Genomic DNA, 25,797 nt, shown 5'->3' with positions numbered 1-25,797 from the left:
TTTTTTTTAGTAAATGTTATTCTTATCATAATCTCATTTATTAAGATTGAAGCATAACACCATGCTTATCCAGTTCTTTATATATTGTTTTCAGACGCGGAATTCCTTCTGCAACCATTTCATCGTTTACAAACACAATTGGGTAAAATAAGTCCTCTTCAAATATTTTTTCCGCAAATTGCTGATGTTTTTCCACATCCGGAGGCTGATCGATATCAATATACTCGTATTCAATTGGCCCAACCTCGTATTTTCTGCCAATTGCGGCTTGAAGCCATTCATACGTATCTCTTGACCCCGGTGCTCCTACACAGCTTGCACAGATCTGTTCCGCCCCATATATGGTAATCCGGATTTTTTTTATCCCCACCAGAAAAAACCTCCCTCCTTAGTTACTTTTATTTTACAAAACTCTCAGGAAAAGATAAAATAAAATTGATTAATAAATAGAAATAAAATTTTCAGATAGATATTTTTGCACATAACCTTTATAATGATAGTATGGAAAGGAGAAGATGGATAATGCAAGAACAAGTACAAGAAGTGTTAAACAAATTACGTCCATTTTTACTGCGTGATGGTGGAGATGTGGAATTAGTCGATGTGGATGATGAAGGCATTGTACTTCTTCGTCTAATGGGTGCATGTGGCAACTGCCCAAGTTCCACAATCACTTTAAAAGCTGGTATTGAGCGTGCCCTAATGGCCGAAGTTCCAGGCGTGACAGAAATTGAGCAGGTATTTTAAAATATATAGAGTAGCAGACAAAGCCGTGAATAAGCATTGTCTGCTTTTATTTTTTAGCAGTTAAGAAGTATAAAGCATACTTACAACATTAAGATCAGGGTAAGACGTGAGGCTATGGCTAGGGACCTAGTTTTTTGATACAGGTGTCTTTGGATTGTACCCATTCATTACAGCTGTGATATTTTCCAAACATAATTTCATCATATTCGTACGGGTTTCCTTGCTTGCTGAACCGATATGCGGAAGGCAAATTACATTGTCCAGCTGAACAAATGGATGATCTGATTGAATAGGTTCTCCATCAAACACATCAAGTCCTGCCGCTTTGATTTGCTTGGTTTTCAATGCTTCAAGTAATGCACCTTCATCCACTACTGCTCCTCTGGAAACATTGATGAAAATAGCACTTGTTTTCATTTTATTAAATACACTTTCATTAAACATCTTATTCGTTTCCGGTGTTAATGGTATAACTGAAACAACAAAATCTGCTTCGTTTAATAATACATCAAAATCAACATACGCTGCCGGTAATGTTTTTTCGGCATCATATTTTCGTGTCCGATTATGATAAAGCACCTTCATTCCGAATCCTCTCGCACGTCTTGCAACAGCTTCACCGATTCTTCCCATTCCTACAATACCTATTGTTTTATGGTGGACATCAGAGCCTGCAAGTAAATAAGGGGACCAATTTTTCCACTGATTATTTTTAATATATTCATTTGATTCTACCAATCGTCTTGCTGTAGCCATCAGCAAAGCAAATGCTAGATCAGCAGTGGTTTCTGTCAGTACATCCGGTGTATTTGTTACCAAAACATTTCGTTTTTGTGCTTCAGCCACATCGATATTATCATAACCGACTGCCAGGTTTGAAACGATTTTCAAATCGGGAGCCATATCCAACAGTTCCCCATCGACTTTGTCACTAAGCATGGATAATAATCCATCCACCTGTTTTACCTCCTGGAGTAAAATATCTCTTGGCACAGGCTCTTCTTCCCTCTCCCACATTCGAATGTCCCACTGTTTTCTGTATGGGGCAATGATTTCTTCAGAGATTTTTCTTGTAATATAGATGTTTGGTTTACTCACCTGAGCTACACTCCTTCAACTATTATTAAAGCCAGTGTAACACAGGAATTTGTTGGGATTCACGACCAACATCCAAAACTTGAAAGAACACCCGCAGTTTTTCTTCATAATCTGCTTGCTTATCTAACAAATCAATAAGCTCCATATGCATCTGTTCGAAATCCTTTCTGGAAAACGCGCGTTCAATAAAATCAAAAAGATGAACAGGGAATACTAATCTGGCATACAATAAACGCCAGCTAAATACAGATAATTGCCGAATGAATCTGTAATCTTCGAGGAAAGCAACAGCCTCTTCCTGACTGACATCACTTTGTATCAACCAACGAATATGTTCAGCAAGATCCCTTGCCGGATGATCATATACCAGGTCTTCCATCCATACCACAGGGCGAACAAGATTGTTTGCGTACCTTCTGAATGCGACTGTTCCTTGATCGGACTCATGAAATCGGTTATCCCTTTCACTTTCTTGTACGTATTGTATTGCGTTTTCACTGATACCAATAATATATGGAAGTACGTCCATCAATAATCGGTAATAACTGGATGGATGCTCCTTTGCTTCTTCTTCGATTTTATTTTCGAATGCAGTTAACTTCTCTATCCACAATTGCCTCCAGCTCCCGTAACTTGAAATAGCTTGAGGTTCATAGGCATAAGCTGTTCCAGTTTGGTGAAATTCAGCAAGAAGTGCTCCAGAAGATATATGGCTATCATCCAACTGCAACAGTTGCACCTGTACAACGAGGTATTTTTTACTCTGGTAGGCTGTATACCATTCTCCGTGAATATTAGGAATTGGCACAGCAATGTGTGTATATTGATTTTCGGCAAGATAATAAGCCAGTGCTGCTTGCTCCATGTGAATAATTTCCTTGTTGTCCGATGAAATGGTAAAATAAACATATTCATCCATTAAATAGCCTTCTCTTCCATCTATTGTTAATTTATCTTCTGTCTGGATAGCATAATATGTAGCTAATAAATCTCTCAAAGGCAATTTTATCTCCCCCACATGCTTTTATAATTAGTGTATGAATGAAAAGAGCAATTCTTAACCAAAATAATTTTATAGGATAAGGTGATGAAATGGGAAAGAATACAAAAAAGAGTGAATTGGAAATCAAAGCAAGAGAATTATTGACAGAACGTGGTGTCGAATTGGACGATATTGCAGAACTGGTTTATTATCTGCAATCAAAATACCACGAGGATTTAGGCATGGACGAATGCCGCCATAATGTGGACCGTGTGTTAACAAAAAGAGAAGTGCAAAATGCCATCTTAACAGGAATCCAGCTTGACCAGATGGCCGAGAAAAAAATGCTGGACCAGCCGTTGCAGAAAACGATTGATACAGATGAAGGATTATATGGGGTAGATGAAGTCATTGCATTATCAATTGTAAATGTTTACGGATCGATTGGTTTTACGAACTATGGATATATCGATAAACAAAAACCCGGCATTTTGAAAAGATTAAATGACAAATCAACAGGTGAAGTTCATACTTTCTTGGATGATATTGTGGGAGCGATTGCAGCCGCGGCGTCTTCCAGACTGGCACATAGTGAAGTAGGCGATGAAGACACAGCTGATGATTGACCACACAAAAGTTAATCTAACTTAAAATTCATTAATTACTGCAGAATAAAAGGAAGGGCTGTGACAAGCTCTTCCTAAATTTTTTCAATCCATTCTTTCAAATGTTGAACATGATAGGTCGGTTTAACGGGGAGACCTGAGAATTCCTCAAACGGAGTAACACCTGTAAATACCATTAGTGTGTCTATTCCTGCATTTATTCCTGCAACAATATCTGTATGGTAATTATCGCCTACCATTAATGTTTCCTCTTTTGAAAGACCAAGCATATCCAATGCTTCCTCCATGATAATCGCTTCCGGCTTTCCGATAAAAATTGGTTCGATACCTGTACTGACAGTGACAACGGATGTAAGAGAGCCGTTACCAGGGAGAAGTCCGCGCTCTGTCGGAATCGCAACATCACTGTTTGTTGATATAAATGTCGCACCATTACGTACATTCATACATGCTTTTGCGAATTTTTCATAGGTTACTTGACGGTCAATCCCGACAACGACAAAATCACAATCTTCTTCTGTGATGGTTAGGCCTTGTCCCTCCAGTGCAGCATGGATACCCTCTTCTCCAATGACATAGCAACGTGCATCCGACTTTCTTTCTTTAATAAATTTTGCAGTGGCAAGGCTAGTAGTTACAACGTTTTTAGGTGTTGATTTGATTCCCATTTTATTAAGCTTTGACGAAACCTTCTCCTGAGTTGCAGAAGAGTTATTCGTTACAAATAAATACGGGATTTTCTTCCTATGTAATGCATCAACGAAATCAGCTGCTCCGTCAATTGGGTTGATTCCCTGATACATCGTTCCATCTAAATCAATTAAATATCCACTATAATTTTTCAATATAGATCCTCATTTCTTTTCGAAAACTTGGCTTTTGTCAAACCCTAATTGCATGTAGGCAGTAGTAAAAATTTTATTTTGGCTATCTGCAAAAGAAGATGAACCTATTGATCATCTTTTTTAATTCCTTAAGATTCATTTGAAAATGCATTGGCAACCCCTAATTCATTATCCAAATAAATTCTAATATGTGCACTGTATTGTTCCAGTGTCCCCTTGTTTTCCATTATCGTATCTGTTATTTGGCGATGATCAACGGCTATATAGTTATTAACCACCATTTTACGTAATCGAATAATGGACTTATAAAGATTTTCCTCATTCTCAGGTAAAACCTTTTCATCAATCAAAATATCGATGATATCTTCATAGCTTCCCGGATCACGCATGATAAATCCATCAATCATCATATTTCCTACATCCAGGGTAGACTCAATTAACACATGAACCATTCTTTCCAACGCTAATTTTTCTACGCTTGTTTCAAACTTATAGTTCCCCAATTCTTTGATAATTTCATCCATATAGTTTAATATTTCCTCAATTTTGCTTCGATCAACAAAGTACATCGATATACCCTCCAAATATCATCATCCATCTATTAGCATACCATATTTCAGGATAGTTGAAGAAAAAAACTCACCCTGTGTAAATCAAAGCCCTTTTTAGATCCCTCTCTTCTATGGATAGCGCAGTATCTCTTTCGCTTGTCTTACTCTTTCATCCAGACCTTCGCAATAGGTCGCCATTAGCTTTTCATAGATTTGATCTTCATTCATATTGTCGAAATACTGGTTTTTGGTTACCCGGTCCAGCGAGTTCTTTAGTTGTTCCTCCGCAGCTTCACTTGTCATCCCCTGCAATATTCTGCTGTCCAAATTTTCTTGATAAGGCTGAACCTTTGCATCATTCCTGTTTTTATATATCAAATCGAAATCCTCGCAATAATCATACCGCTCCTTGAATTGTTTATATTGGATTAAATCTCCCTTTACAATATAATCAAGAGCTTTCTTAACTTGTTCATCAGAAAAAAACCCTTTTTCATCAGCGTCAGTCTTTAGAGAACCGGCATTCTTCCATAATTCGACCATTTCCTCCTGCAATTCAATCATCGCATTTAATATATCTAACGACCGCTGATAAATAATCTTGTTTGTCCCCTGAACTGCACCTGCTTCTAAAACCCTTTTGAGATAATCTCGAATCTCCATCCATACCGAGTGATCCAACTGTGCTCTTTTTGAACCTGCATCTTTAAGATTATTGGTACTGATGACAAAATAAATATGAGGCTTAAGAGACTCCAGAGCTTCCTCTCTATTATTGGAATCCGGTGAAATAATTGCATGGCCTTTTACTTTCGTATTGAATTTACCTTCATAGATCGTAAAATAATAGGAATGGCCATTTAATTGATAAGCATTGGCATTTATCTTCGTTTCCTCCAACCACTTTTGGTGTTTCTTCCCCAGTTTATAGAGTTCTTTTTCTTTTTTATTCATTTAAAGGCTCCTTTAATTTTTTGCATTATTATTGTATCTAGTGTGTAGTGTAAATTATATTTGTTGTCATCTATAAAATTGTTTTTTACTACTTCTATAGTTCTTTTTTAGTAAATTGTTTCAGTTTATAAAGTTCTTTTTCCTTCTTATTCATTATTATCCCTTAAACAACAGTCTTAATTTGTATTTTCTTCAGCCTCATTTTCTATTGATTTCTTTAAGGACTTTTCTACGTTATCAGCCATTTCATATAGTTCTGTCCTTTTCTGGTCAATAAAATCCCCCATCATGTCATACCATTCTGATCTTTTCTCATCCAAGGCTCTATATGCTTCTTCACTTATATGGCCACTCTCTTCCAAATCTCTCAATACACCTTTTATATTTTCACTTTGTCTCAAGTAATCTTGCACAAAATCATTATAGAACCATGTAACATCTCCTCGGTTCTGGCTATGTTGATAGACAACCTCTGTACGTGCTTTGCCTTTCCATGACTTCCACTGTGCCGCAAGATGTTCTGCTTTTTCAAGTTCATTTCTTAATTCACTTTCTGTATTTGCAGCTGAATAACTTCCTTCTGCTGCATCAGCAATCTTCTTTAATTGATTCGCCCCATCTTGATCAATATCAAATCCGATTACATTAACAATTGGCATAATATCAGAATCTGGAAGAGTTTCTGCTACGACTGCAGGATCTTCGTCGCATGTTCCTATCCCATCACTTACAAGGTATATAATATTCGTATTATTCTCTTTAGAGTATTCTGCCAAATCCTGTTTTGCATTTTCTAAAGCAAGTGCAATTGGCGTCCAGCCAGCAGGTGTAAAACGATTTAAAGCCTTGTTAAATTCATCTTCGCTATAGTTATTAAGCTGATACACTAGTTCGGAACTCTTGCACGATAATGCTTTATCACTTTCAGAACTGCTGCCTTCATGTCCATATACACGAAGTCCAATTTTCGCCTCTTCTGGCAGTGAACCAACAAATGAATTTATAGTTTCTTTGGCAATATTCATCTTGGTACCACCATCTACCACTCCCGCCATACTGCCACTTGCATCAAGGATAATTTCCACATTTAAATTTTCTTTCAAGTGGTATCTCGGATCTTCAATATCAGGACTACCGTATCCAGTGGCTTGTATTTGATTTACAATGGCGTCTATATCTGGATAATCAGCATACGTCAAGGATAAAGTTTTATTCCAAAACGCATCTATTTTTTCTTTACTAGCTCCTTCTTCTAGTTGAGGTAAATTACTAAATCCCTTTAATAATTCCTCTCTATCCGTCTCATTATCCTGATAATTAAAATCTGAAAATTCTCCTGCAGAGTACGTAAATACTTCATCAATTGTTTTGGGCGGTTCAGGTGCAGCTAATTCTTCTTTCCAATTACTTGTATTATTCTCGGAATCACTATTACCTTCTTCAGGTGATTCTGTATTTTGACTACCATTCTCTACATCATTACTACTAGAATTTTGACTTTCAGATTTCTCATCTGATGTACATCCAACGATTACCAATAATGAGATTAAAATTATCGGTACTGAAGTTTTTTTAACATATTGATATTCTATTCTCCTCTACGTCAACGATAATTAAAATATATAGAACAATGATAGGCTATCACTGCTCTATATATTGCTATCATATTTAATCACCAATTTGTTGTTCAATCTCTCCTAAAATACTTTCCAACCCATTTCGATACTTTATCTATATTTCATTTCGATCGAGTTATAACGTAAAGGATTGTTCATAACTGACTCCTCTTTTATGGATAGCGCAGCATATTTTTGGTTTGTTTAACTCGTTCATCCAGGCCTTCTCGATAGGATTTCATCCACATATCATAGATATCTCCTTCACTTCGATGACCAACTTCCCGATTTTTTGTTAATAACTCAAGCGAATTCTTAAGCTGTTGCTCCGCAGCTTCCCTGGTCATCCCTTTTAATAACGAATCATCCAGAGAATTCCCATGTTTTATAATTTTCGGGGTATTCCGTTTTTCATAAATAACATCGAAATCCCTGCAGAAATAATGTCGATTTTTAAACTGTTTATACTGAATCAGATCAGTAGTAATCACATAATGCACGATTTTTTCAACGTCATCATCCCCAAAAAATCCTCTTTCGTTCACAGTGGCTTCCAGAGATTTTACATCTTCCCAAAGTTGCACCATCTCATATTGCAGATCGATCATCGATTGCAAGATATTAAACGAACGTTGATAAATCATTTCATTTCCACTATCCAGTACATTAGAATCGAGAATACTTCCTATGTAATCCCGGATTTCCTCCAAAATTGATACATCATATTTTGCCCTTTCTTCTGTACTATCTCTAAGATTGTTTTGACTGATTGAGAAATAAATATGGGGTTGAATAGCTTGCAATGCTTCATCCTTGTATTGTGAATCTGGTGATATTACTGCATAAGCCTTCACTTTAGTGCTGAATTTACTGGCATAATGAGACAGGTAATAAGAGCGATTATGAATGGTATAGGCAGCGAGGTTAATCGTTGTATCCTCCAGCCATTTTTGATGTTTTTTCCCTAGTTTTAGTAGTTCTTTTTCATCAATTTTTGTCATATTATCTCCTTACTTATATTAAGTTCTGCTCGTTCTCCAACACTTTCTTTAACATTATTCCAGGTAATAAAGTAATAGACTAGAGCAGAAAAAGCTTGCATCGATTCTTGTGTTCGATCACCTGAATCTGGTGATATTAATGCATTTGCTTTCACTTCATTACCAAATTTACTTTGGTAAAAAACAAGATAATAAGCATTGCTATTTAGTTGGTAAGCGTCCGCATTGATTGCTGTATTTTTAAACCATTTTCGACGTTTTCACCTAATTTGAAAAGCTTTTTTCTCTTTTATTCATGATAACTCCCTAAGCAATTTATTGTATTTGTATCCAACAACGAATAAACCAGTGTGGAATAATCTCTACACTGGTTCCTTTCCTTCCTTTTCCCTTATCTGATTCAAATGATTCCTTCTCATAACCGGAAGTGCTATACCGACAACCAATGCTGTTAAGGGAAAACCACCATCAGCAGCCAACCATTCAAATACGGTAATCGGTGTGAAAACTCCATAAATAAAGATCATAAGACCTAGATATATTTTTCTCCACTTTTTCTCTGACCTGGACATAAAGCTCCTCTCCCCTCTCATTAATTTAGTTGGACAGTGTTGCTTTCATTCCATACATCTTCCAGAAAATCAATTTCAGGTCCGGCAGATTCCTGATAGATATTTTCCTGGATTCCAGCCATAAAGCCATCATACGAGGTAGATTCAAATTCATTAGCTGCTTTTACATGAATTCTATTATCTTTAATCTTTAGCTCTGCACCATCCAATTGACCGCCATTTTGGGTAATTGTTTGTCTCGCTTTATTGATTACTTTGGTTTCGATATCTTCATCCATTAGTAATTCTTCCAATTTTTCTCTTATTACCGGGGTTTGAAGCTCCTCATTCAAAACCATATCAAATGCTTCCAAATCGATTTCATTTGCGGACCACCCGTTATATGTATAAGTCCCGGATAGTTCACTTGCCTTATCCTCTACTTTTTCCTCAATATCTTCAAAAAAAGCCTGCAAAGCTCCTTCTAACGTTTCGTCTTCATAATCATAAACAACCTCACGGACTTCTTCATACAAGACACTGCTTGCCGCCATACTCGCCTGCTTTGCAGTTGTCGCTGATTTCTCCTTTACCCCTAGAGCCGTTCCCATATTCAAAACAAATACAAAAAGAATCATAATAATACTAAGCATGCCAAGAACAAATAAGATAATATTCCCTTGTTCATTATTAAATCGCGCTTTCAGATTCTCTATCATTCAATCACCCTACCATAAGCAGTTGATGAAAAGGGAATCGATGGTGCTGAAACAAAATCAGGCAAAAATACCATTTGAAGTCTCACACTAACCGTCGTTTCGAACTCTTTTGCTCCTGCAGACGGAGCAGAGATAGACTGGAGTTGAAGATAATTTCCGGTAGAAGACAGAACTTTATTTGCTGCCTGCTGCGCTTCTCCATGATTTTTAGTGATGGAGTATACATTGGCATATTCATTTGCTGCAGATTGTGTTACCAGCACACCATTTATCCCAACAATAAACTGTATCAAGATCATTAATAACAGTAATGCCAGAGGAACAACCCCTAAAAATTCAATGGTGGCCGATCCTTCTTCACTACGTAATTTTTTTCTCCATTTAATCACTGCATCGCACACCCTTGTTTATTGATATTATTCCTCTTCCTCTATCTCCACGTTGTGTTCACTTGCCATCTCTATTAACCTCTCATCAGCTGTTACAGCCTTTTCCTGTGCTTCCATAAACTTTTCATCTGATTGTTGAACAAGCTCGTTTATTTCTTCATCCCCTGCCATTTCTGCAGCTTTTTCCATTGCCTGATTTCTAAGTTCAAACCCTTCATTCCATGCGCTCATCTGATTTAATCTCAGATCATGCAGTTCTGTCACTACTTCTGTTTCAGGTTCCATAGATTGAATAAATTCCATGATTTCATTTGCTAATGGCATAATGTTGTCATTTTGATATTCAAGAGCTTCTTCAGGATCTGCAATCGCCGCAAGCTGCTGCAAATGTACATCAATTTCTTCTGCCTTTGGATTTACTGTTTCTACATAGGTGTTATGATACTCAACCAGTTCATCTGCTTCCGGAGAACTGCATGCAGCGAGTACCATCATAAAAAATAATATTGTAAGTATTAATACGTTTCTCAAGTGAAAAACTCCCTTTTCATTTTCAGATTCAACTTTGCTATCCAAACTATCATAATGAGGTTGCTTTTTCTTCACCAATCTCCAATACTTCCTGCTCTTCCCTCCATTTAATAACACTGGATGTAATGTACATAATAACAAATGGAAAGATAATTAAATTTAACGTCATTTGAGTAAGAATTTGTGCAGCAAATGAATCGGTAATCGTATAAATTTGGGCTACAACAAACAAACCGATGACAGCTTCAATTGTTCCTGTTATTACAAGGAGCAGGAAGATTTTAAAGAAGTATTTTTTCCCCAGCCGGACTCCTTCTTTGTATGCTTTCCATATTGATTTCTCATCAAAAATACTTATGTAAGGTATTGGGAAAAACAACGCCAGCAATACTAAACCTGGTATAACTAAGAACATAAAACCGATGGCAGATACGATAGAAATGATTGCAGAAAATAAAAATATCGTAAACCCACTGACTAAAAATTGATAAATGGCATTCCTTAAACTATGGTCATGCCCTTTAAATTCATTATAAACAAATCGGATATAGGGGATTTGTGCAAATACATAGAACAAAATTGTTAATAATGCGTAATATATATCTGCAAAAGAATAGACAGGGTCGAAAGAAGGTGTAATTGTATAGACATAATTTGTGACAAATGAGTGAAGCATCAGCAATGGCAACGTTGTTATCAGCATTAACACAAATATTTTTTCAAATTTCCCTGTATATAATTTCCAGGTGTAACGTAAAGGATTATCCATTGTAATCACCTCTTTTTATGGATGGCGCAACATCTCTTTTGTTTTTTGTACCCGCACATCTAGCCCTTCACGGTAGGAAGTTATAAATCTATCATAGATTTCCGATTCACTCATATGGTCGAAATATTGATTTCTTGTCAGTTGATCAAGCGAATTTTTCAGCTGATGCTCAGCTGCTTCGCTGGTCATCCCTTTTAAAAGATTATTATCTGCAAAACGTTGAAATGGTTTGATTTCAGGATTGTCCCGATTTTCATAAATCAAATCGAAGTCTTTACAATTATCATACCGGTCTTTAAATTGTTTATATTGAATGAGATTACCCATAGCTACGTAATGGAGTACTTTTTCAACCTCTTCATCTGTAAAAAATCCTTTATTATCCACGTTGTTTTTGAGAGCTGTTGCATTTTTCCAGAGATCAATCATTTCATGCTGTAAATCTATCATCGTTTGCATGATATGGTATGACCGCTTGTAAACAATTTTATTTACACCATTCAGAACTCCAGCCTCCAGAATATGTTTTAAATAATCCCGGACTTTCTCCCAAGGTGAATAATCCAGTTCTCCACGTGTTGAGCCACTATCTTTAAGATTATTGCAGCTGATGGAGAAATAAATGTGAGGTTTTATGGATTGTAGTGCTTCATGCCTGTCCTTGGAATCAGGTGATATTACAGCATTGGCTTTTACTTTTGTACTGAATTTACTTTCATAGAAAGCAAGATAATAAGCATGGTCATTTATATAGTATGCATTGGCATTTATGTTCGTATCTTCAGGCCATTTTTGGTGTTTTTTCCCTAATTTAAAAAGTTCCTTTTCCTTCTTATTCATTTTAATCCCCTTTAACAATTTGCTCTATTAATTGTAATTCTCCAGCAAATGATCGATTCTTTACCTTCTTCAAGCCAGTCTCCCTCGTAGAAGAGATAAACAGAATAGAGCGTGGAACCACTCTATTCTGTTAAAAGATTTAATTAGAAGCGCCTATCTATGAAAACAAGCCTGTTACAGCATCCCAGCCTTTTTTGGCGATATCTTTTGTACCGTTCCATGCCTTCTTCGCTGTTGATGCGATTTTATCTGCATTTTTGGCTATCAATTGTGTACCTTTTGATACGGCGTATAAACCAGCTCCGCCAATCAAAAGTCCTGCGCCAAGTGCCTGCCCTCCGGGAATTGCTGCTGCAACCCCTCCAGCGCTCATGATTGTTTCACTCAAGTTTACTCCTATCTCAGCACCGGCGACTGTCTTCTCTGCTCCAGATGCATCACTTTGCATTGTTTGGGCAAAGTCGCCTATACTTGCACCAGTCTTATATGCAGAGACACCGGCATTTAAAGCCGATGTAACTCCATTAAATTTAGATAAGGCCCCCATGCTGTTCCATGTACCTGCTATATTCGAGGGACTTAATTTATTGTTAACTTTAGATGCTGAATCATTTATTAGTGATCCATACTGTTTTATTTTTGATGTCTTTGAAATTTTGTTACTATCTTGTGCACTTTGGGTTACTGTGTCATCGAAACTAGTAGCATTACGTAAGTCTTCCAACTTAGTATATTGCTCGTACCCATCGGCAGTATTTTTTCCTATATCATAAAGATCAAATCCAGCATGATCCCCTACATGTAGCTTAGCAGTACCAACAATTAAATCCGTTGCATGCGTACCGGTTTTGAAACCACTGTCTATACCATCATTCAATAAGTTTACTGTTCCGTTTGTCATCGTATTTACAGCAAAGTCCGTTGCTTTATAATTTTCCGTATCATAAAACCGTTCTGGTGCTGTATAATCATTTGTACCAGTAAAGTTAGAATCAGATGTGTTCCCGGAGTACGGGTTACCATATAATGGGCTTCCTAGGTATGGATTACCTAAATATGGACTCCCTGCAATGCCCGAATTATTCCATGGAGATCCATTATATGGACTTCCGGCATAACCGGATTGGTTCCAACCGTACCCTGAATATGGACTTCCCTGAGCTCCCGGTTGCTGCATCCACGGTGCTCCTGTATAACCGGATTGATTCCATCCGTATCCTGTATATGGATTGCTTTGACCTCCAGGCTGCTGCATCCATGGCGATCCATAGCCTGACTGGGACCAACTATATGGATTGCCGTGAAATCCGGATTGATTCCATGCTGGATTTCCTGTTGTGGCATTACCATTAAAACCATCTTGCGACCAGTCTTGTAAATACCAGGGAATTGAGTTCCAGTCATTACCATCCCATGTTGATCCGCTTTCAGTACCCTGGCCTGACCAGGCATCACCTGACCACGAATCCCCTTCCCATTGGAGACTTGATCCATCCCAGGCGTCGCCTTCCCAGGAATTTCCTTCCCAGGAATCACCTGACCAGGAATCTACTGCATGAACTACAGGAACCAACACAGGCTGGAAAGTTAAAAATACGATAGCAAGAAATATTAATATACTTTTTATCCATTTACCAATTTTTATCACCCCGCTACTCCATGGTTTATTATGTTTCCTCAAATGTTATTCCTCCGTTTGTTCTTCATATCTTTCATTAATTGTATTTTTCATATCTTCTAATGTATCTGTACTGATATCCTGCAATTGTTCATCAATCTCATGTCTTGAACTGTCAATTAAATCCTTAATTTCAATTCTTTTTGATTTAAATTCATCTGCTTGGTCCTTGTTTATAATCCCTTCATCTTCGAATATACGTATTAAACGGGAAATATTATTTGTTAACTTAAGTCGTAGTTTGTGCCAATCATTTGTTAGTGCCATGATGTCAAAATGACTATCTACCCTTAAATTATCTACATCACCCATTGCATCTTCTTTCCAGTCTTCCCATGCTTCCATAACCTTTTCTGCCCGCTCAAATTCAGCTTCCAACTCATCCTGGTTATTAACTGTAGCGTATATCCCTTCAGCTGCATCTGCCATACTTTGAAGCTGTTCCTGTGCTTCAGCGTCTGCTTGAAAGCCGATAATGTTAATGATAGGTTGAGAGTTTGATTCAACTAATGAATCAGCTACTTCTACAGGGTCACCATCGCAAGTTTCTATACCATCGCTTACCAGATAAATCAGATTTGTATTGTTTTCAGAATCAAATTCATCCAGTGCCTCTTTCGATTGCTCAAGGGCGTCTGCAATAGGCGTCCAGCCACTAGGTTCAAATTGATTTAATGCTTCTTCAAATGAGGCTTGATCATATGTATCAAACCCATAAATTTGCTCAATAGTTCCACATGACAATGCTTTATCACTGTCTTCACTGGAACCCTCATGTCCGTAAATACGAAGGGAGACATTTGCTTCTTCCGGAACATTTTCCAGGAATTTATTAATTGATTCCTTCGCAAGTTGCATTCGGGTTTGATCCCCTACGTAATTAGCCATACTTCCACTTGCATCCAATATAATTTCAACATTATAATTTTCTTTAAAATGATATCGGGAATCTGGTAAATCCGGATTGCCAAATGAACCAAACTCCCATTTATTTATCGTATCCTGAGGATCTGGAAAATCTTCTGAAACGAGAGAATACAAGTAATTAAAATATTTATCCAATTCATCCTGATTGGCATTTTCTGCTAATGGAGGAAGCTTCCTTACGTCTGCCAATACGTCTTCTTCTACTGTATCATCCCTTACATCGATACCAGCATATTGTCCCTGTTTTTGATTAATCAGATCTGCTGTATTTTCAGGGGCGCTTGATATGTCCTGTAAAAATGCTAATTCATTATCTTCCTGCTCTTCTTCCTTCTCATTCTCTTCTTCATTATTGTTTTCAGAGTCATCTGTTTCACTTTCGTTTGACTGCGTTGTTTCTGTGGATGGATCATCATTTTGCTCTTCAGTTGAATCGTCATTGGTGCAGCCAATTAATACAACTGTAACGATGAAAATGATGCTGAAAATTTTGCTGTATCGCATTAAGAATTCTCCTAATAATTATTAATTACTTAGCTCAATATACTGATTACAATCAACCTCCAGTAATATTTGTCAGAAAGTCTTCAAATGCAGATACTACACTGCCACCAAAGTCTGATCCATCAAATGCCGTAGATACAAGCCCTACAACAATCACAATCACCGCCGCAATTCCAATCCATTCTAACGTCTGTGACCCGGTTTCATCCTTTTTCATCTCCACTGCCTTGTTCATCATTTTTGCATAAAGTTCATTCATAAATTTCATGTTAATTCCTCCCGTTTTAAAACATATTTAAAATACTATTTTCGCCCATTAACATATTCATGATCATCAAACCTGCAATCATTAATATGGAAACTGGAGCGATTAAAAATGTAGTAACAAGTGTTACTTTTGGTGATGCTTTTGCTGCTAATTCCTTTACCTGTTCCTGTCGAATTTGCCTTAAATCATCGGCTTGAATTTTAAACGTTTTAGCTATCGGAATTCCGAGATCCATTCCTTGGATAAGTGCTTTTATCAGGGATTGAAACTCTGGGTTATCATTTCGTCTCAGTAACTCACGGTATGCTCGCTCCCTTGTAATTCCCAAATCAATTTCATGATTAAATCTGGAAAACTCTTCATGAATCGGACCATCGAAATGTCGAATCACCTCCCTAAGTGCCTGGTCTAAACTGACCCCTGCCTGCAAACTGGTACTCACAGTATCCAAAAAATCCGGCAGATCTTTTCTAATTAAATTCTGTCTTTTTTTCACCTCTCTTTTTATTAATATAATTGGTAAAAAATAACCAATTAATGGTAATACTATAATCATATATTGAGAGAATGGCAGGCCGATGAGAATAGAGAGAATTCCAATAAAGAAACCTGCCACAAACAGGAATATTTTGAGACCTTGAAACCGGGTAACCGATAACTTCAGTGGATTCCCTGATTTTCTAAGCCATTCTTCGACCATATGATTTTCACTAAAAAAATTAATCCGCTGTCCCAAATCTCCGAAGTCATCCGCATATGTTGTTACTTTGCCAAATAGATTTGCCCGCTTGTCTTTCTTTTTCTTCTTTTTCTCAAATGGATCTATTTCTGTAACATCTGACACATGTGTTAGTACACTTCGTTTTCCGCTTAAGTAAGACCAGAAATGTTTCAAGCACAATAAAACACAAAACCAAAATGCGATGATTGTTAAAATAATTAATGCGTCCATGAGCTACACCTTTATATTCGTTATTTTTCGTATTAAAAGAAATGAAAGCAGGATCGCGCCAATAAATAAAATCAACATAATTATCCCGAATCCTGACCATAGCGGATCAATAAACCCATCAATAACGTTGTTCATTACTAGTAACAAAAATACCGGTAATGCCGGAACAACAAATGAAATATACTTCTCCTCTGAAGTCATCGTTTTTATCGTCTGGTTTAATACTTTCCGATCCTCAAAGGTTTCTGCCATTGTATCCAACGTCCGGGCCAAGTTTCCGCCCGTTTTTTTCTGGATCAGCAGTGTTGCTATAAACAGGTTGAAATCCCGTGATTTATTTCTTTTTTGTATCGACCTTAATGCGGGTTCAAGCGGGACCCCCAGTTTCAATTCATTGGAAATCCGCTTAAATTCATTTCCTGCGGGCGCGGAAACTTCTCTGGCTACAATATCCAGTCCCTGGTTAATCGTAAGGCCTGAACGGGCAGCGTTTCCCATCAATCTGCAAACCTCACCAAGCTGCTCATTAAATCGATTCTCATAATTATTTTTTCTTATGTAAAATAATAGAAAATGCGTTGCTGTCATTAACAAAATTGGTAATAATAAACCAATCATCAGAGGCATGTTGAATATTGAGTAGAATAAAATAAACAACGTTAAGCCCCCAACCAGCAATGCTCCGACATATTCAGAAGGTAGCAACTTTACATTCGCACTTTGCAGTTTGGCTGCCAGTTCTTTGGAAGACTTTCTTTCATCAAATTTATCTCCCCATTTACTTACCATGCTTTTGCGTTGTTCTTCCGGGAACCATTCTTTTATTTTTTTATTCCATTCTTTTTTTTGAGAACGATAACCTAAGTAATGATAGCCAAATAACAAAAGTGAAAGTACGGCTAAACTATAAAGTATAGACACCACTATGTTCATAGTCCATTTCCTCCTTAGGTGAAAAGAAATCCATATCTAGGTCTATTCCGTATACTTGCAGATGCGGGATACATTTTGGGATAATACCTGTTGGTGTGAAATACCCCTGTATCATTCCATCAGCATTAACACCTGTCCGTTGAAAACGGAAAATATCACGAACCTGAATTTTATTCCCTTCTATTTTTTCTACTTCTGAGATGTTTGTTATTCGCCGTGTACCATCTGTTAACCGCTGTACCTGCACAATGTAATCCAGCGCCCCTACAATATAGTCTCGGATGATATGTGTTGGTAAATCCATTCCAGCCATTACCACCATACCTTCCACCCGGTTAATTGCATCGACTGGTGTATTTGAGTGGACAGTGGTTAATGAGCCTTCATGCCCGGTATTCATTGCCTGAAGCATATCAAAGGCCTCAGAACCACGAACTTCACCAACAATAATTCTATCCGGACGCATCCGCAATGAGTTTTTCACTAACTGTCTGATAGCAATTTCACCTGTTCCTTCTACGTTTGGAGGACGTGCTTCCATACCAATAACATTCTCACGATCAAGCTTTAACTCTGCTGAATCCTCAATGGTTATTAAGCGCTCCCCATTTGGAATATCTTTTGCCAGGGCATTTAATAATGTCGTTTTCCCACTCCCTGTACCACCAGAAATTAATACATTCAATTTTGTTTTTACGAGTGCCTGCAGGAAATTAGACATATCATTGGTAAATGTATCGTTTTTTTCTAAATCATCCATGACGAAAGGCGTTTTTCGGAATTTCCGAATAGATAGAATAGTTCCGCCAAGACTGATTGGTGAAATAACTGCATTCACACGACTCCCATCTGGTAATCTAGCATCGACCATGGGAGAACTCTCATCAATCCGTCTGCCAAGTGGGGCAACAACCCGGTCGACGATGTGTCTGACATGAGACTCATCTTTAAACGAAATATCCACCCGTTCAAGCTTCCCTTTTCTTTCTACAAAGATTTCTTTCGGGCTGTTTACAAGAATTTCAGTAATGGAATCATCCTTTAGTAAAGGTTCCAGTGGTCCAAACCCAACACTTTCGTCAATTAATTTAGAAAGAAGCGATTCTTTATCATGTCTTGGAATAACTACCTTTTCTTCAGACATAAACTGATTAATATATTTTTCGATTCTTAATCGTTTATCTGACTCACCTAAACTAGTAATCTGTTCCAGGTTGACTTCTGTTAATAGTCTTGTTTTATAGTGATCAACTAACTCATCAATATAACCTGTACTTGCCACATAACTTGTATCAATATCCCTTGCTGTATTTTCCTTTGGATTACGTTGAAAAAGAGCCATTTTCTCACCCCTTTACGATTAATATCATTTCAGCATCGAGTGAACCCATTTATGTACATCTTTTGCTACTGTTGTCAGTTTTTTCTCTTTTGGTTCTTTTCTTAATGGCTCCCCTTGATTAATATAATTTTGAAGTCCCTTGTCTCTTCTTATCTCTGCTGCAATCGTATACGCGACAAATCGTTCCATATCTTTTTTGTTCAACTCTTTGTCTTTTCCTTTGAAATTCATCACCAGTTCCAGACGGTCTTCTGTCACAACACCTAAACGGTGAAACAAACTTTCTACATTTTTTAAAATTCGGATTGCAATTGTATCAATATTCATAACGTAGTAGATTTTATGTGCTTCTTCCAGTGCCGCATAAACCCTTTCATCAACCCATACAGGTAAATCAATAATAATAAAATCATAGTTGCGTTTACTGGCACGAAGAAGTCTTAAAATAAATTCATCGCTAATTTTTTCAGCCATCTCCGCATCTCTAGGACTTACTAATACTTGTAAGTTCGAATGCTTTTCTATTTCGGCAACATTTCGTATATGATGTTCCCCTAATTCATCAATGACGGGAATTAAATCCACGATGGAACGATTGCTTTCCAAACCAAGATAGGTTTCAGAACCACCATATTGCAAGTTCATATCAATATATAGAACATTTGCTGTTGATTCGAGCTTTAATGTCTGTGCAAATACCGTGCTGATTAACGATTTTCCTACACCGCCACTCCCACTGTAGAAGGTTAATACCTTTCCTCCACCACGTTTGAAAGAGCCTGTATCCAATTGTCTATCCATAAGATCAGCTGTTGCCTTAGCAACCGTCTGCAGCTTCTCCATGAACAATATTTCTTCACCAGGTAAAACATAATAATCGGATATACCTAATCGTATTAAACCACGCAGCACGTCGAAGTTCTCTTCATCGTTTAAACAGATAATTGAAGCGCTGGGAAAGTCAGCCAATACAAGTTGTGCATCTTCAACTGCAGAATTATTGTCCGAATTTACAATAAGAATTATTTGAGCATTATGCTTTTTTAGATCTGATGTTGAAACAACATGCAATTGAAAGGAATCTCTTATTTGTTCTTTTACCGTATCTATTAGATCTTCATTCGTTCCTATAACATAAATATCGTTTACCTTCTTCATTCGTTTCCTCCACCCAACTGTTTTAAAGCAAGATATATTTACTCTTCATTATTATTACTTTGATTTTCATTATTTTGCTGGTCTTCGTTATTTTCCTGTTCATTGTTGTTTTCTTCTTCCGGCGCCAATTGTCCGACATTCGCTTTTACAACCCGTATACTGTCCGCGTAATTTTGCATATGTATTAACTGTGCAACTTTTTCATTAGAGACTTCTACCTGCACACCTGCAAAATCTCCATCATTTGACGCAACCCTTGCAACCTTTATATCTTCCATAAAAACTTCTGTAACAGGTTCGTCACCAAAACTCTGAGACACCAGAATATCTACACGATCTAATGCAGTCGGCTCCTCATCAAAAAATACCTTATCCGATCTTAAAAGCGTGATTAGACGATTTTCAGCATCTGTGACCGAAGAAGCATCTTTTAACATATTTTTAGTGATAACATCTCCTTGTGAAAGTGGTACAACTGATACTTTATTGATTAATTCTTCAACATCTGTAATATGTTCATCACGCAAAAATTTATTGGGTATTTCATCTGTAGTTATATCGTCCGGAGTAATGATCTGACGTGAACTAATATCCCCATTTGCCATATATATGTTTACCGTTGTACCTAAGTCCGTATTCAGTGCTTCAACTTTCTGTAATACGATAAATCCTGATGTAACTGCAAGCGCCACTGCTATTAAGAAAAAAATTAGTGCTTTTCGTTTTGATTCAAGCAATTCACTGACCTCATTTCCTGGTAAATTCTAACTTTCCATTAGTATAAATATTACATAAATGAATAATATGTCAAATTAGTGTCGAATATTGAGCAAAAATGTGTAATCAATTATGCCTATTCATTCAATTAAATTCCAAAAATACCATGAACAAAATTCTGAAAAAATGACAATAAAGTATCATATTTTTTACAGTAATTCCCATGAGGCAATTTTTATAGTAAAAAAATTAGTTCAAAAGAATCCTTTTCACGAAAAATAATGTGCGACTTATACCTTAAATTAAAGATAAATGAATTTAGATTTTTATATTCATCTATATAATTCCTTTTTTGGTTAAAGATATAAAGCAAAGGAAGGTGTTAAAAATGGCGAAAAAAAACAAAAAGAAATTTACTGATTTTTCGAATGTGAACAATATGAAAAATGATTTAATACCTGAGGAGTTTCCAGAAGGTGCCTTTGGGTCAGCAATTAATAAAGAGGAGGAAGTTACCGGTAAATCCACACCATGGGAAGATGGACAACGTCGGCAAAGTGCCTTTGTCTATCCTTACAAAGAATTGCATGACGATTTGCCCAGACAGGGTCCTGTTCCACACCCATTACATGATGAGGATGGGCATCCAAAAGAAGAAGAGCAGTAGTTCAATATGAACTACTGCTTCTCTATTCTTACTTCTTTACTTTTTTCAAAACAAAATAGGCACATCCAAAGTTGCAATATTCATAAATATAGTCATCCAATGTACTTATTTTGGTATCCAGTGCCGCTTTTACATTTCGATCACTGTAAAATCCCTTGAGACGAAGCTGTTCATAGCCCCAATCGCCAACAATATAGTCATACTTGGACAGAATATCAGAATAACGATCTTGCAAAGCTGTCTCATCAAATCCGCTCTTAATATTCTCTATAACTTCATATTTTTTTCCGTGCAGTTCAATCAAAGCTATCCCCCCACTTATTCTGTCTATAGTTTATCATATTTCTTTTTAGAAAACTCGGCTAAACGCAAAAGCCCGTACTTATCCAGTAAGAAAGTTTTATACTTTTGTATGAAAACAACTGGTATTAGAACGGGAAAATTATTCAGTATAACCGCTCATTAACGTCGCAGTTGATATAAAAGACGAAGTAACTTGAAATTATGGTTGGTGCGATTACCCGCTGCGGAAATACACTACGCTTTCCGCGGGCGGCTGGTGAGCCTCCTCGTGCTATCGCACTGCGGGGTCTCACCGATGCCTTTTCTCCCGCTGGAGTCTTCGTGTATTTCCTTCGCTGGTAAGATGCTCCTGAAACTTCATCAAAACACTTATACTGCTTAATTATATAACAAGCATAGCCATGCACTTATGATTGTTGATTGGAGCGGAGGACCGTTGACTCCTGCGGGAAAAGCAACAGCTGAAGATCCCGCAGGAAGTGGTTTTGCTTCCGAGGAAGCTGAAGCGTTGCCCTAAGGTGCGCAACGGTCCGCAGCGGAAATCAACCCAGCAGTTACTTCGTCTTTTATATCTTTTGTGTCAAAAGCAACAGGTTTTTTTGATGGGGCGAGTAATCGCAGCCCCAATCTTTTAGAGAACAGCTTCTGGTTAAATTAGCTGCTTTCATTCTAGATAGTGGCCGTATGCTCTTAGCCGCCATGTTGGTTTCATAACTGCCAATTCAAACCAGAAAATCATGCATGTTTTTCCCTCTTTCCGCCAAACTAAAAAAGAAAAAATATGAATGGACAATTAGGAGGAAAATGATGAAATCCAAAATTTTTACAGCACTAGTGTTTAGTATCATTCTCATTCTTGGTGCGTGTGGTAATGAAGATAATGCTGCTAATGAAAGAGAAGAGGTCGCTGACGAACTGAACCCAAACAATGAAATGCGACAGCCTGCAGATCCTGAATTAAATGAAAGGCTTGGATATGTGCGCTATACCCAAGACGAAATAGATAATAATGAAGAAAATCAGCAAATGACGATGGATCGTCCGCAAATAGCAGATATGATCACTCGGACAATTTTACAAAATAAAGGATTTGAAGAGGTTGCGACACTCGTCACAGACAAGGAAGTTCTTATCGCCTACGAAAAAAACGGAGATCTGGACAAGGAAGCAGCAGCCGGAATTGCGAGTAAAAGTGCGGAATCGGTGATGCCAAGGTATTTTGACATACATGTTTCCGACAAAGCGGTACTAATTGACGACATCCAAAGTTTGCATAATTCAAGTACTGAAAATAGAAATTATGATAATACAATTAACCAAATCATTCAGGAAATGAATGATACTTCCAATGATTAGCATACTAAAATCATTGGTTCTACAGGAGGTGAAAACCGTTGCTTACCAGAAGATCTGTTATTTTATCCATTTTGCTGACCGCTTTTCTTTTCGGTGCCTACAACGTAACTGCAGAAGAAAATGTTTACGACAAACGCATGTCCCTTTTTCAAAAGACAGAAGCTTTGACGCAAATTCCATGGTACTATTTTGCTGCCATTGATAATTTTGAGCGGAATATAAAAGAAGATGATGAGGACGAACAAGTCATCTCCATCGCGATTCCTCCTAAAATATGGTTTGGAATAGGTAACAGTACGAACATAACAGATGAAGGGATAATTGAAACCTTTGATGGTAAAGGAAGGGATGGAAATGGGGATCATATAGCTGACCCGGAGAATCCCGAAGATGTTTTATATACAATGGCAAATATAATTTTGGAATACGGCCCAACTGAAGAAGATATTCGAATTGCTTTATGGAATCATTACAAACGGGATCTCACTGTCCAAACCATCATGAATACATCAAAGGTATTTAAAAAGTTCCAGGAAATCAATTTAACAGATAGAGATTTTCCTGTATCCACTGATTATAACTACAGCTACAATAACACATGGGGTGACAGAAGAGGTTTTGGGGGCCTGAGAATTCATGAAGGTACAGATATTTTTGCTGGTTATGGAACTCCGGTCAAGTCCACAACCTATGGAGTAGTTGAAATGATGGGTTGGAATTTATATGGAGGTTGGCGAATTGGCATTAGAGATATCTACAACATTTATCATTATTATGGGCATATGAATGGCTATAATGATGATATTCAGGTTGGGAAGGTTGTTCAACCCGGGGACGTTCTTGGTAGTGTAGGTTCCACCGGCTATGGTCCACCGGGGACCTCTGGCAAGTTCCCACCACACTTACATTATGGAATGTACAAAGATAATGGAGACAGTGAATGGTCATTTGATCCCTATCCTCATTTAAAAAAGTGGGAAAAAATGGCTAAATAAGATTAGAGCCTTTACCAAGGTGGTAAAGGCTCATGAAATTTAGTTGTTTGCCTTATCCTTTCCCTTTTTCACTGCGTAAGTAATACTGGCTGCTAACCCGCCCCATATTACTGTCATACCGACAATCATAACCGCAATTGCACCAGCACTCATATTATTTAACCTCCTTTGATTCCGAATCTCCCTGCTGATTTGTAGAGGACTTCCATTTCGCCAGTGACATTAGTATTCCTACAATTAGTGCACCTGCAGCGACTGCCCATCCACTGTACATAATGAATGCATCCGAATATCCACCATAGTTACCCGTTTCCGTCTCAAACAACTGAAAAATATTCTGTCTCAGTAACTCAAACAACATGTAACCCAAAACAATTGGTGTAATGACACCTAAACATATTGTCCACCATGACCCTAAACGAATATCTGAAACTTCATTTGCATGTGTCTGCAGATTTTTCAGTTTACGTAAGAGCCATGCGATTACTACAATTTCCACCAGACCCAATGCTGCAACACCAAACTGGTTAATGAAATAATCAACCGAGTCCAGGAAGTTTAATCCCCCTTCTGTTGCATAAAGCAGGGAAACAATTGCCGCCACTCCGCCACCGAATAATACTGCTTTCGTTCTGGAGATATTAAATTTATCAGCTAAACCAGCGACATATGTTTCCGTAATAGAAATCAACGAACTCAAACCAGCCAGCACTAACGATATAAAAAACAGAAATCCAAATAACTCATTTAATGCCGGGAGCTGGTTAATAATCTGAGGAAAGACCACAAATGCCAGGCCAACACCATCTGTCACTACTTCATCTACTAGAACATTCGCTTCTGTGGCCATAAACCCTAACACAGCAAATACACCTATACCTGCCAATAGTTCAAAACTGGAGTTCCCAAAACCAACAATAAAAGCATTATTGGTAATATCTGATTTTTTCGGAAGGTAACTGGAATACGTTATCATAATTGCAAATGCGATCGATAAACTAAAGAAGATTTGTCCGTATGCCGCTACCCATACATCAGCGGAAAATATGCTGCTGAAATCAGGTTCAAAAAAGGCATTTAACCCTTGCATCGCTCCAGGAAGTGTTATCGCCCGAATAACAATAATCAGAAAAACAACCACTAATGCAGGAATAAATATTCGATTGGCGATTTCAATTCCCTTTTTAACACCTGCTGATAAAACACCTAAAACAATAAGCCATACAATAATTAATGGAATAAGAACACCTGGAACAAAGCTACCTACCGTACCAGGATCAGCCAGGTTTAAATAATCACCAAACAGAAATCCTTCCGTATCCGATCCCCAATTCAAATTAAATGAAAAGACAGAATAAGACATTGCCCAAGCTATGATTACAGAATAATAAGTAGATATAACAAAGGCAACTAACACTCCCCACCAGCCTATCCACTCTGCCTTTTTGTTCATCCTTTTGAACGATAGCGGAGCTGATCCCCGATACTTATGACCTATTGTGAATTCCATAATTAAAATAGGAATCCCAGCTGTAAGTAAGGCAAATAAATAGGGAATAAAAAATGCTCCCCCACCATTTTCATATGCTTCCGCCGGAAATCTCCAAATATTACCCAGCCCTACAGCAGAGCCGACTGCCGCCAGGATAAACCCTGCTCTTGTCCCCCATTGTGAACGAGTATTCATGTATAGACCTCCTTTTTTTGTTTTTCTCCCTATCATAAGTGTATGTTCAAATATAACAGGGAATGTTTGAAATGTTTGGTTTTTTCTGACT

At 37.5% G+C, this 25,797-nt stretch carries 29 protein-coding genes and 1 pseudogene; 5 read left to right on the top strand and 25 right to left on the bottom strand.

The genetic code is table 11. The features are described from left to right. Positions 1–40: 40 nt before the first annotated feature. Positions 41–370 (bottom strand): YuzD family protein, encoded by a 330-nt coding sequence (locus tag ACZ427_RS05720; RefSeq protein WP_461177145.1) that lies wholly within the window; start codon positions 368–370, stop codon positions 41–43. 152 nt (positions 371–522) lie between these two features. Between ACZ427_RS05720 and ACZ427_RS05715 the strand changes: the two are divergent. Continuing rightward, positions 523–747, top strand: a pseudogene (locus tag ACZ427_RS05715) (NifU family protein); the annotation flags it as partial. A 126-nt stretch (positions 748–873) separates the two neighbouring features. On the opposite strand, the gene ACZ427_RS05710 reads toward ACZ427_RS05715, so the two are convergent. Together ACZ427_RS05710 and ACZ427_RS05705 are read right to left on the bottom strand one after the other, a co-directional pair. After that, positions 874–1,845 carry a 2-hydroxyacid dehydrogenase gene (locus ACZ427_RS05710; RefSeq protein ID WP_461177146.1) on the bottom strand — a complete coding sequence of 324 codons (972 nt, stop codon included), beginning with the start codon at positions 1,843–1,845 and terminating at the stop codon, positions 874–876. A 25-nt stretch (positions 1,846–1,870) separates the two neighbouring features. Further along, positions 1,871–2,848 carry a protein kinase family protein gene (locus ACZ427_RS05705; protein WP_461177147.1) on the bottom strand — a complete coding sequence of 326 codons (978 nt, stop codon included), beginning with the start codon at positions 2,846–2,848 and terminating at the stop codon, positions 1,871–1,873. Between the two features lie 89 nt (positions 2,849–2,937). On the opposite strand from ACZ427_RS05705, the gene ACZ427_RS05700 reads away from it, so the two are divergent. Beyond that, on the top strand, positions 2,938–3,453 hold the full coding sequence (locus ACZ427_RS05700) for a phosphatidylglycerophosphatase A family protein (protein ID WP_461177148.1): 516 nt from the start codon (positions 2,938–2,940) through the stop codon (positions 3,451–3,453). A gap of 74 nt (positions 3,454–3,527) precedes the next feature. Here ACZ427_RS05700 and ACZ427_RS05695 read toward each other — a convergent pair whose 3' ends face one another. The 19 genes from ACZ427_RS05695 to ACZ427_RS05605 all read right to left on the bottom strand — a co-directional run bounded on the left by ACZ427_RS05695 (position 3,528) and on the right by ACZ427_RS05605 (position 20,718). After that, positions 3,528–4,256, bottom strand: a complete 729-nt coding sequence (locus ACZ427_RS05695) for a TIGR01457 family HAD-type hydrolase (RefSeq protein ID WP_464883577.1) — start codon at positions 4,254–4,256, stop codon at positions 3,528–3,530. A gap of 170 nt (positions 4,257–4,426) precedes the next feature. Continuing rightward, a complete protein-coding gene (locus ACZ427_RS05690; RefSeq protein WP_461177150.1) occupies positions 4,427–4,867 on the bottom strand; it encodes a DUF86 domain-containing protein in 441 nt (146 codons plus the stop codon). A 111-nt stretch (positions 4,868–4,978) separates the two neighbouring features. Then, positions 4,979–5,803, bottom strand: a complete 825-nt coding sequence (locus tag ACZ427_RS05685; RefSeq protein WP_461177151.1) for a hypothetical protein — start codon at positions 5,801–5,803, stop codon at positions 4,979–4,981. Positions 5,804–5,979: 176 nt separating this feature from the next. After that, entirely contained in the window at positions 5,980–7,341 is a 1,362-nt protein-coding gene (locus ACZ427_RS05680) for a vWA domain-containing protein (RefSeq protein WP_461177152.1), read from the bottom strand. A 251-nt stretch (positions 7,342–7,592) separates the two neighbouring features. Next, the gene (locus ACZ427_RS05675; protein ID WP_461177153.1) at positions 7,593–8,420 is read right to left on the bottom strand and encodes a hypothetical protein; all 828 of its coding nucleotides are present in this window, start codon (positions 8,418–8,420) and stop codon (positions 7,593–7,595) included. Positions 8,421–8,782: 362 nt separating this feature from the next. Further along, entirely contained in the window at positions 8,783–8,992 is a 210-nt protein-coding gene (locus ACZ427_RS05670; RefSeq protein WP_461177154.1) for a hypothetical protein, read from the bottom strand. 20 nt (positions 8,993–9,012) lie between these two features. After that, a complete protein-coding gene (locus tag ACZ427_RS05665; RefSeq protein WP_461177155.1) occupies positions 9,013–9,690 on the bottom strand; it encodes a hypothetical protein in 678 nt (225 codons plus the stop codon). Next, entirely contained in the window at positions 9,687–10,079 is a 393-nt protein-coding gene (locus ACZ427_RS05660; RefSeq protein ID WP_461177156.1) for a TadE/TadG family type IV pilus assembly protein, read from the bottom strand. The genes ACZ427_RS05665 and ACZ427_RS05660 overlap by 4 nt, the downstream gene beginning before the upstream one ends. Positions 10,080–10,106: 27 nt before the next feature. Further along, complete coding sequence (locus tag ACZ427_RS05655; protein ID WP_461177157.1) at positions 10,107–10,610, bottom strand: hypothetical protein; 504 nt, start codon at positions 10,608–10,610, stop codon at positions 10,107–10,109. Positions 10,611–10,659: 49 nt separating this feature from the next. Then, a complete protein-coding gene (locus tag ACZ427_RS05650; protein ID WP_461177158.1) occupies positions 10,660–11,379 on the bottom strand; it encodes a YciC family protein in 720 nt (239 codons plus the stop codon). A gap of 15 nt (positions 11,380–11,394) precedes the next feature. Continuing rightward, positions 11,395–12,219 (bottom strand): hypothetical protein, encoded by an 825-nt coding sequence (locus ACZ427_RS05645; RefSeq protein ID WP_461177159.1) that lies wholly within the window; start codon positions 12,217–12,219, stop codon positions 11,395–11,397. 157 nt (positions 12,220–12,376) lie between these two features. Beyond that, positions 12,377–13,900: a hypothetical protein gene (locus tag ACZ427_RS05640; protein ID WP_461177160.1), complete on the bottom strand. Its 1,524-nt coding sequence runs from the start codon at positions 13,898–13,900 to the stop codon at positions 12,377–12,379. 3 nt (positions 13,901–13,903) lie between these two features. Further along, complete coding sequence (locus ACZ427_RS05635; protein ID WP_461177161.1) at positions 13,904–15,328, bottom strand: VWA domain-containing protein; 1,425 nt, start codon at positions 15,326–15,328, stop codon at positions 13,904–13,906. Positions 15,329–15,380: 52 nt separating this feature from the next. Next, positions 15,381–15,596 (bottom strand): hypothetical protein, encoded by a 216-nt coding sequence (locus tag ACZ427_RS05630; protein ID WP_461177162.1) that lies wholly within the window; start codon positions 15,594–15,596, stop codon positions 15,381–15,383. 16 nt (positions 15,597–15,612) lie between these two features. Then, positions 15,613–16,548: a type II secretion system F family protein gene (locus ACZ427_RS05625; RefSeq protein ID WP_461177163.1), complete on the bottom strand. Its 936-nt coding sequence runs from the start codon at positions 16,546–16,548 to the stop codon at positions 15,613–15,615. A 3-nt stretch (positions 16,549–16,551) separates the two neighbouring features. Further along, positions 16,552–17,481: a type II secretion system F family protein gene (locus tag ACZ427_RS05620; RefSeq protein WP_461177164.1), complete on the bottom strand. Its 930-nt coding sequence runs from the start codon at positions 17,479–17,481 to the stop codon at positions 16,552–16,554. Beyond that, positions 17,453–18,823 (bottom strand): CpaF family protein, encoded by a 1,371-nt coding sequence (locus ACZ427_RS05615; protein WP_461177165.1) that lies wholly within the window; start codon positions 18,821–18,823, stop codon positions 17,453–17,455. Before ACZ427_RS05615 ends, ACZ427_RS05620 begins: the two co-directional genes overlap by 29 nt. Positions 18,824–18,847: 24 nt before the next feature. Then, entirely contained in the window at positions 18,848–19,981 is a 1,134-nt protein-coding gene (locus ACZ427_RS05610; protein ID WP_461177166.1) for an AAA family ATPase, read from the bottom strand. Between the two features lie 38 nt (positions 19,982–20,019). After that, positions 20,020–20,718: an SAF domain-containing protein gene (locus ACZ427_RS05605; protein WP_461177167.1), complete on the bottom strand. Its 699-nt coding sequence runs from the start codon at positions 20,716–20,718 to the stop codon at positions 20,020–20,022. Between the two features lie 368 nt (positions 20,719–21,086). Between ACZ427_RS05605 and ACZ427_RS05600 the strand changes: the two genes are divergently transcribed. Beyond that, positions 21,087–21,365 carry a hypothetical protein gene (locus ACZ427_RS05600; protein WP_461177168.1) on the top strand — a complete coding sequence of 93 codons (279 nt, stop codon included), beginning with the start codon at positions 21,087–21,089 and terminating at the stop codon, positions 21,363–21,365. A 28-nt stretch (positions 21,366–21,393) separates the two neighbouring features. On the opposite strand, the gene ACZ427_RS05595 is transcribed toward ACZ427_RS05600, so the two are convergent. Further along, complete coding sequence (locus ACZ427_RS05595; protein ID WP_461177169.1) at positions 21,394–21,669, bottom strand: YutD family protein; 276 nt, start codon at positions 21,667–21,669, stop codon at positions 21,394–21,396. 803 nt (positions 21,670–22,472) lie between these two features. Between ACZ427_RS05595 and ACZ427_RS05590 the strand changes: the two genes are divergently transcribed. Both ACZ427_RS05590 and ACZ427_RS05585 read left to right on the top strand, forming a co-directional pair. Beyond that, on the top strand, positions 22,473–23,024 hold the full coding sequence (locus ACZ427_RS05590; protein WP_464883540.1) for a YhcN/YlaJ family sporulation lipoprotein: 552 nt from the start codon (positions 22,473–22,475) through the stop codon (positions 23,022–23,024). A gap of 68 nt (positions 23,025–23,092) precedes the next feature. After that, positions 23,093–24,019, top strand: a complete 927-nt coding sequence (locus ACZ427_RS05585) for a M23 family metallopeptidase (RefSeq protein ID WP_461177182.1) — start codon at positions 23,093–23,095, stop codon at positions 24,017–24,019. Positions 24,020–24,058: 39 nt separating this feature from the next. Here ACZ427_RS05585 and ACZ427_RS05580 read toward each other — a convergent pair whose 3' ends face one another. Both ACZ427_RS05580 and ACZ427_RS05575 read right to left on the bottom strand, forming a co-directional pair. Continuing rightward, positions 24,059–24,172, bottom strand: coding sequence for a methionine/alanine import family NSS transporter small subunit (locus tag ACZ427_RS05580; protein WP_461177171.1), 114 nt, complete (start codon positions 24,170–24,172; stop codon positions 24,059–24,061). A gap of 1 nt (position 24,173) precedes the next feature. Then, entirely contained in the window at positions 24,174–25,706 is a 1,533-nt protein-coding gene (locus ACZ427_RS05575) for a sodium-dependent transporter (RefSeq protein ID WP_461177172.1), read from the bottom strand. Positions 25,707–25,797 lie beyond the last annotated feature (91 nt).

This window comes from Virgibacillus ainsalahensis (assembly GCF_055380755.1).
The sequence above is the reverse complement of the archived record's forward strand: the minus strand, read 5'-3'. Positions and strand labels throughout refer to the sequence as shown.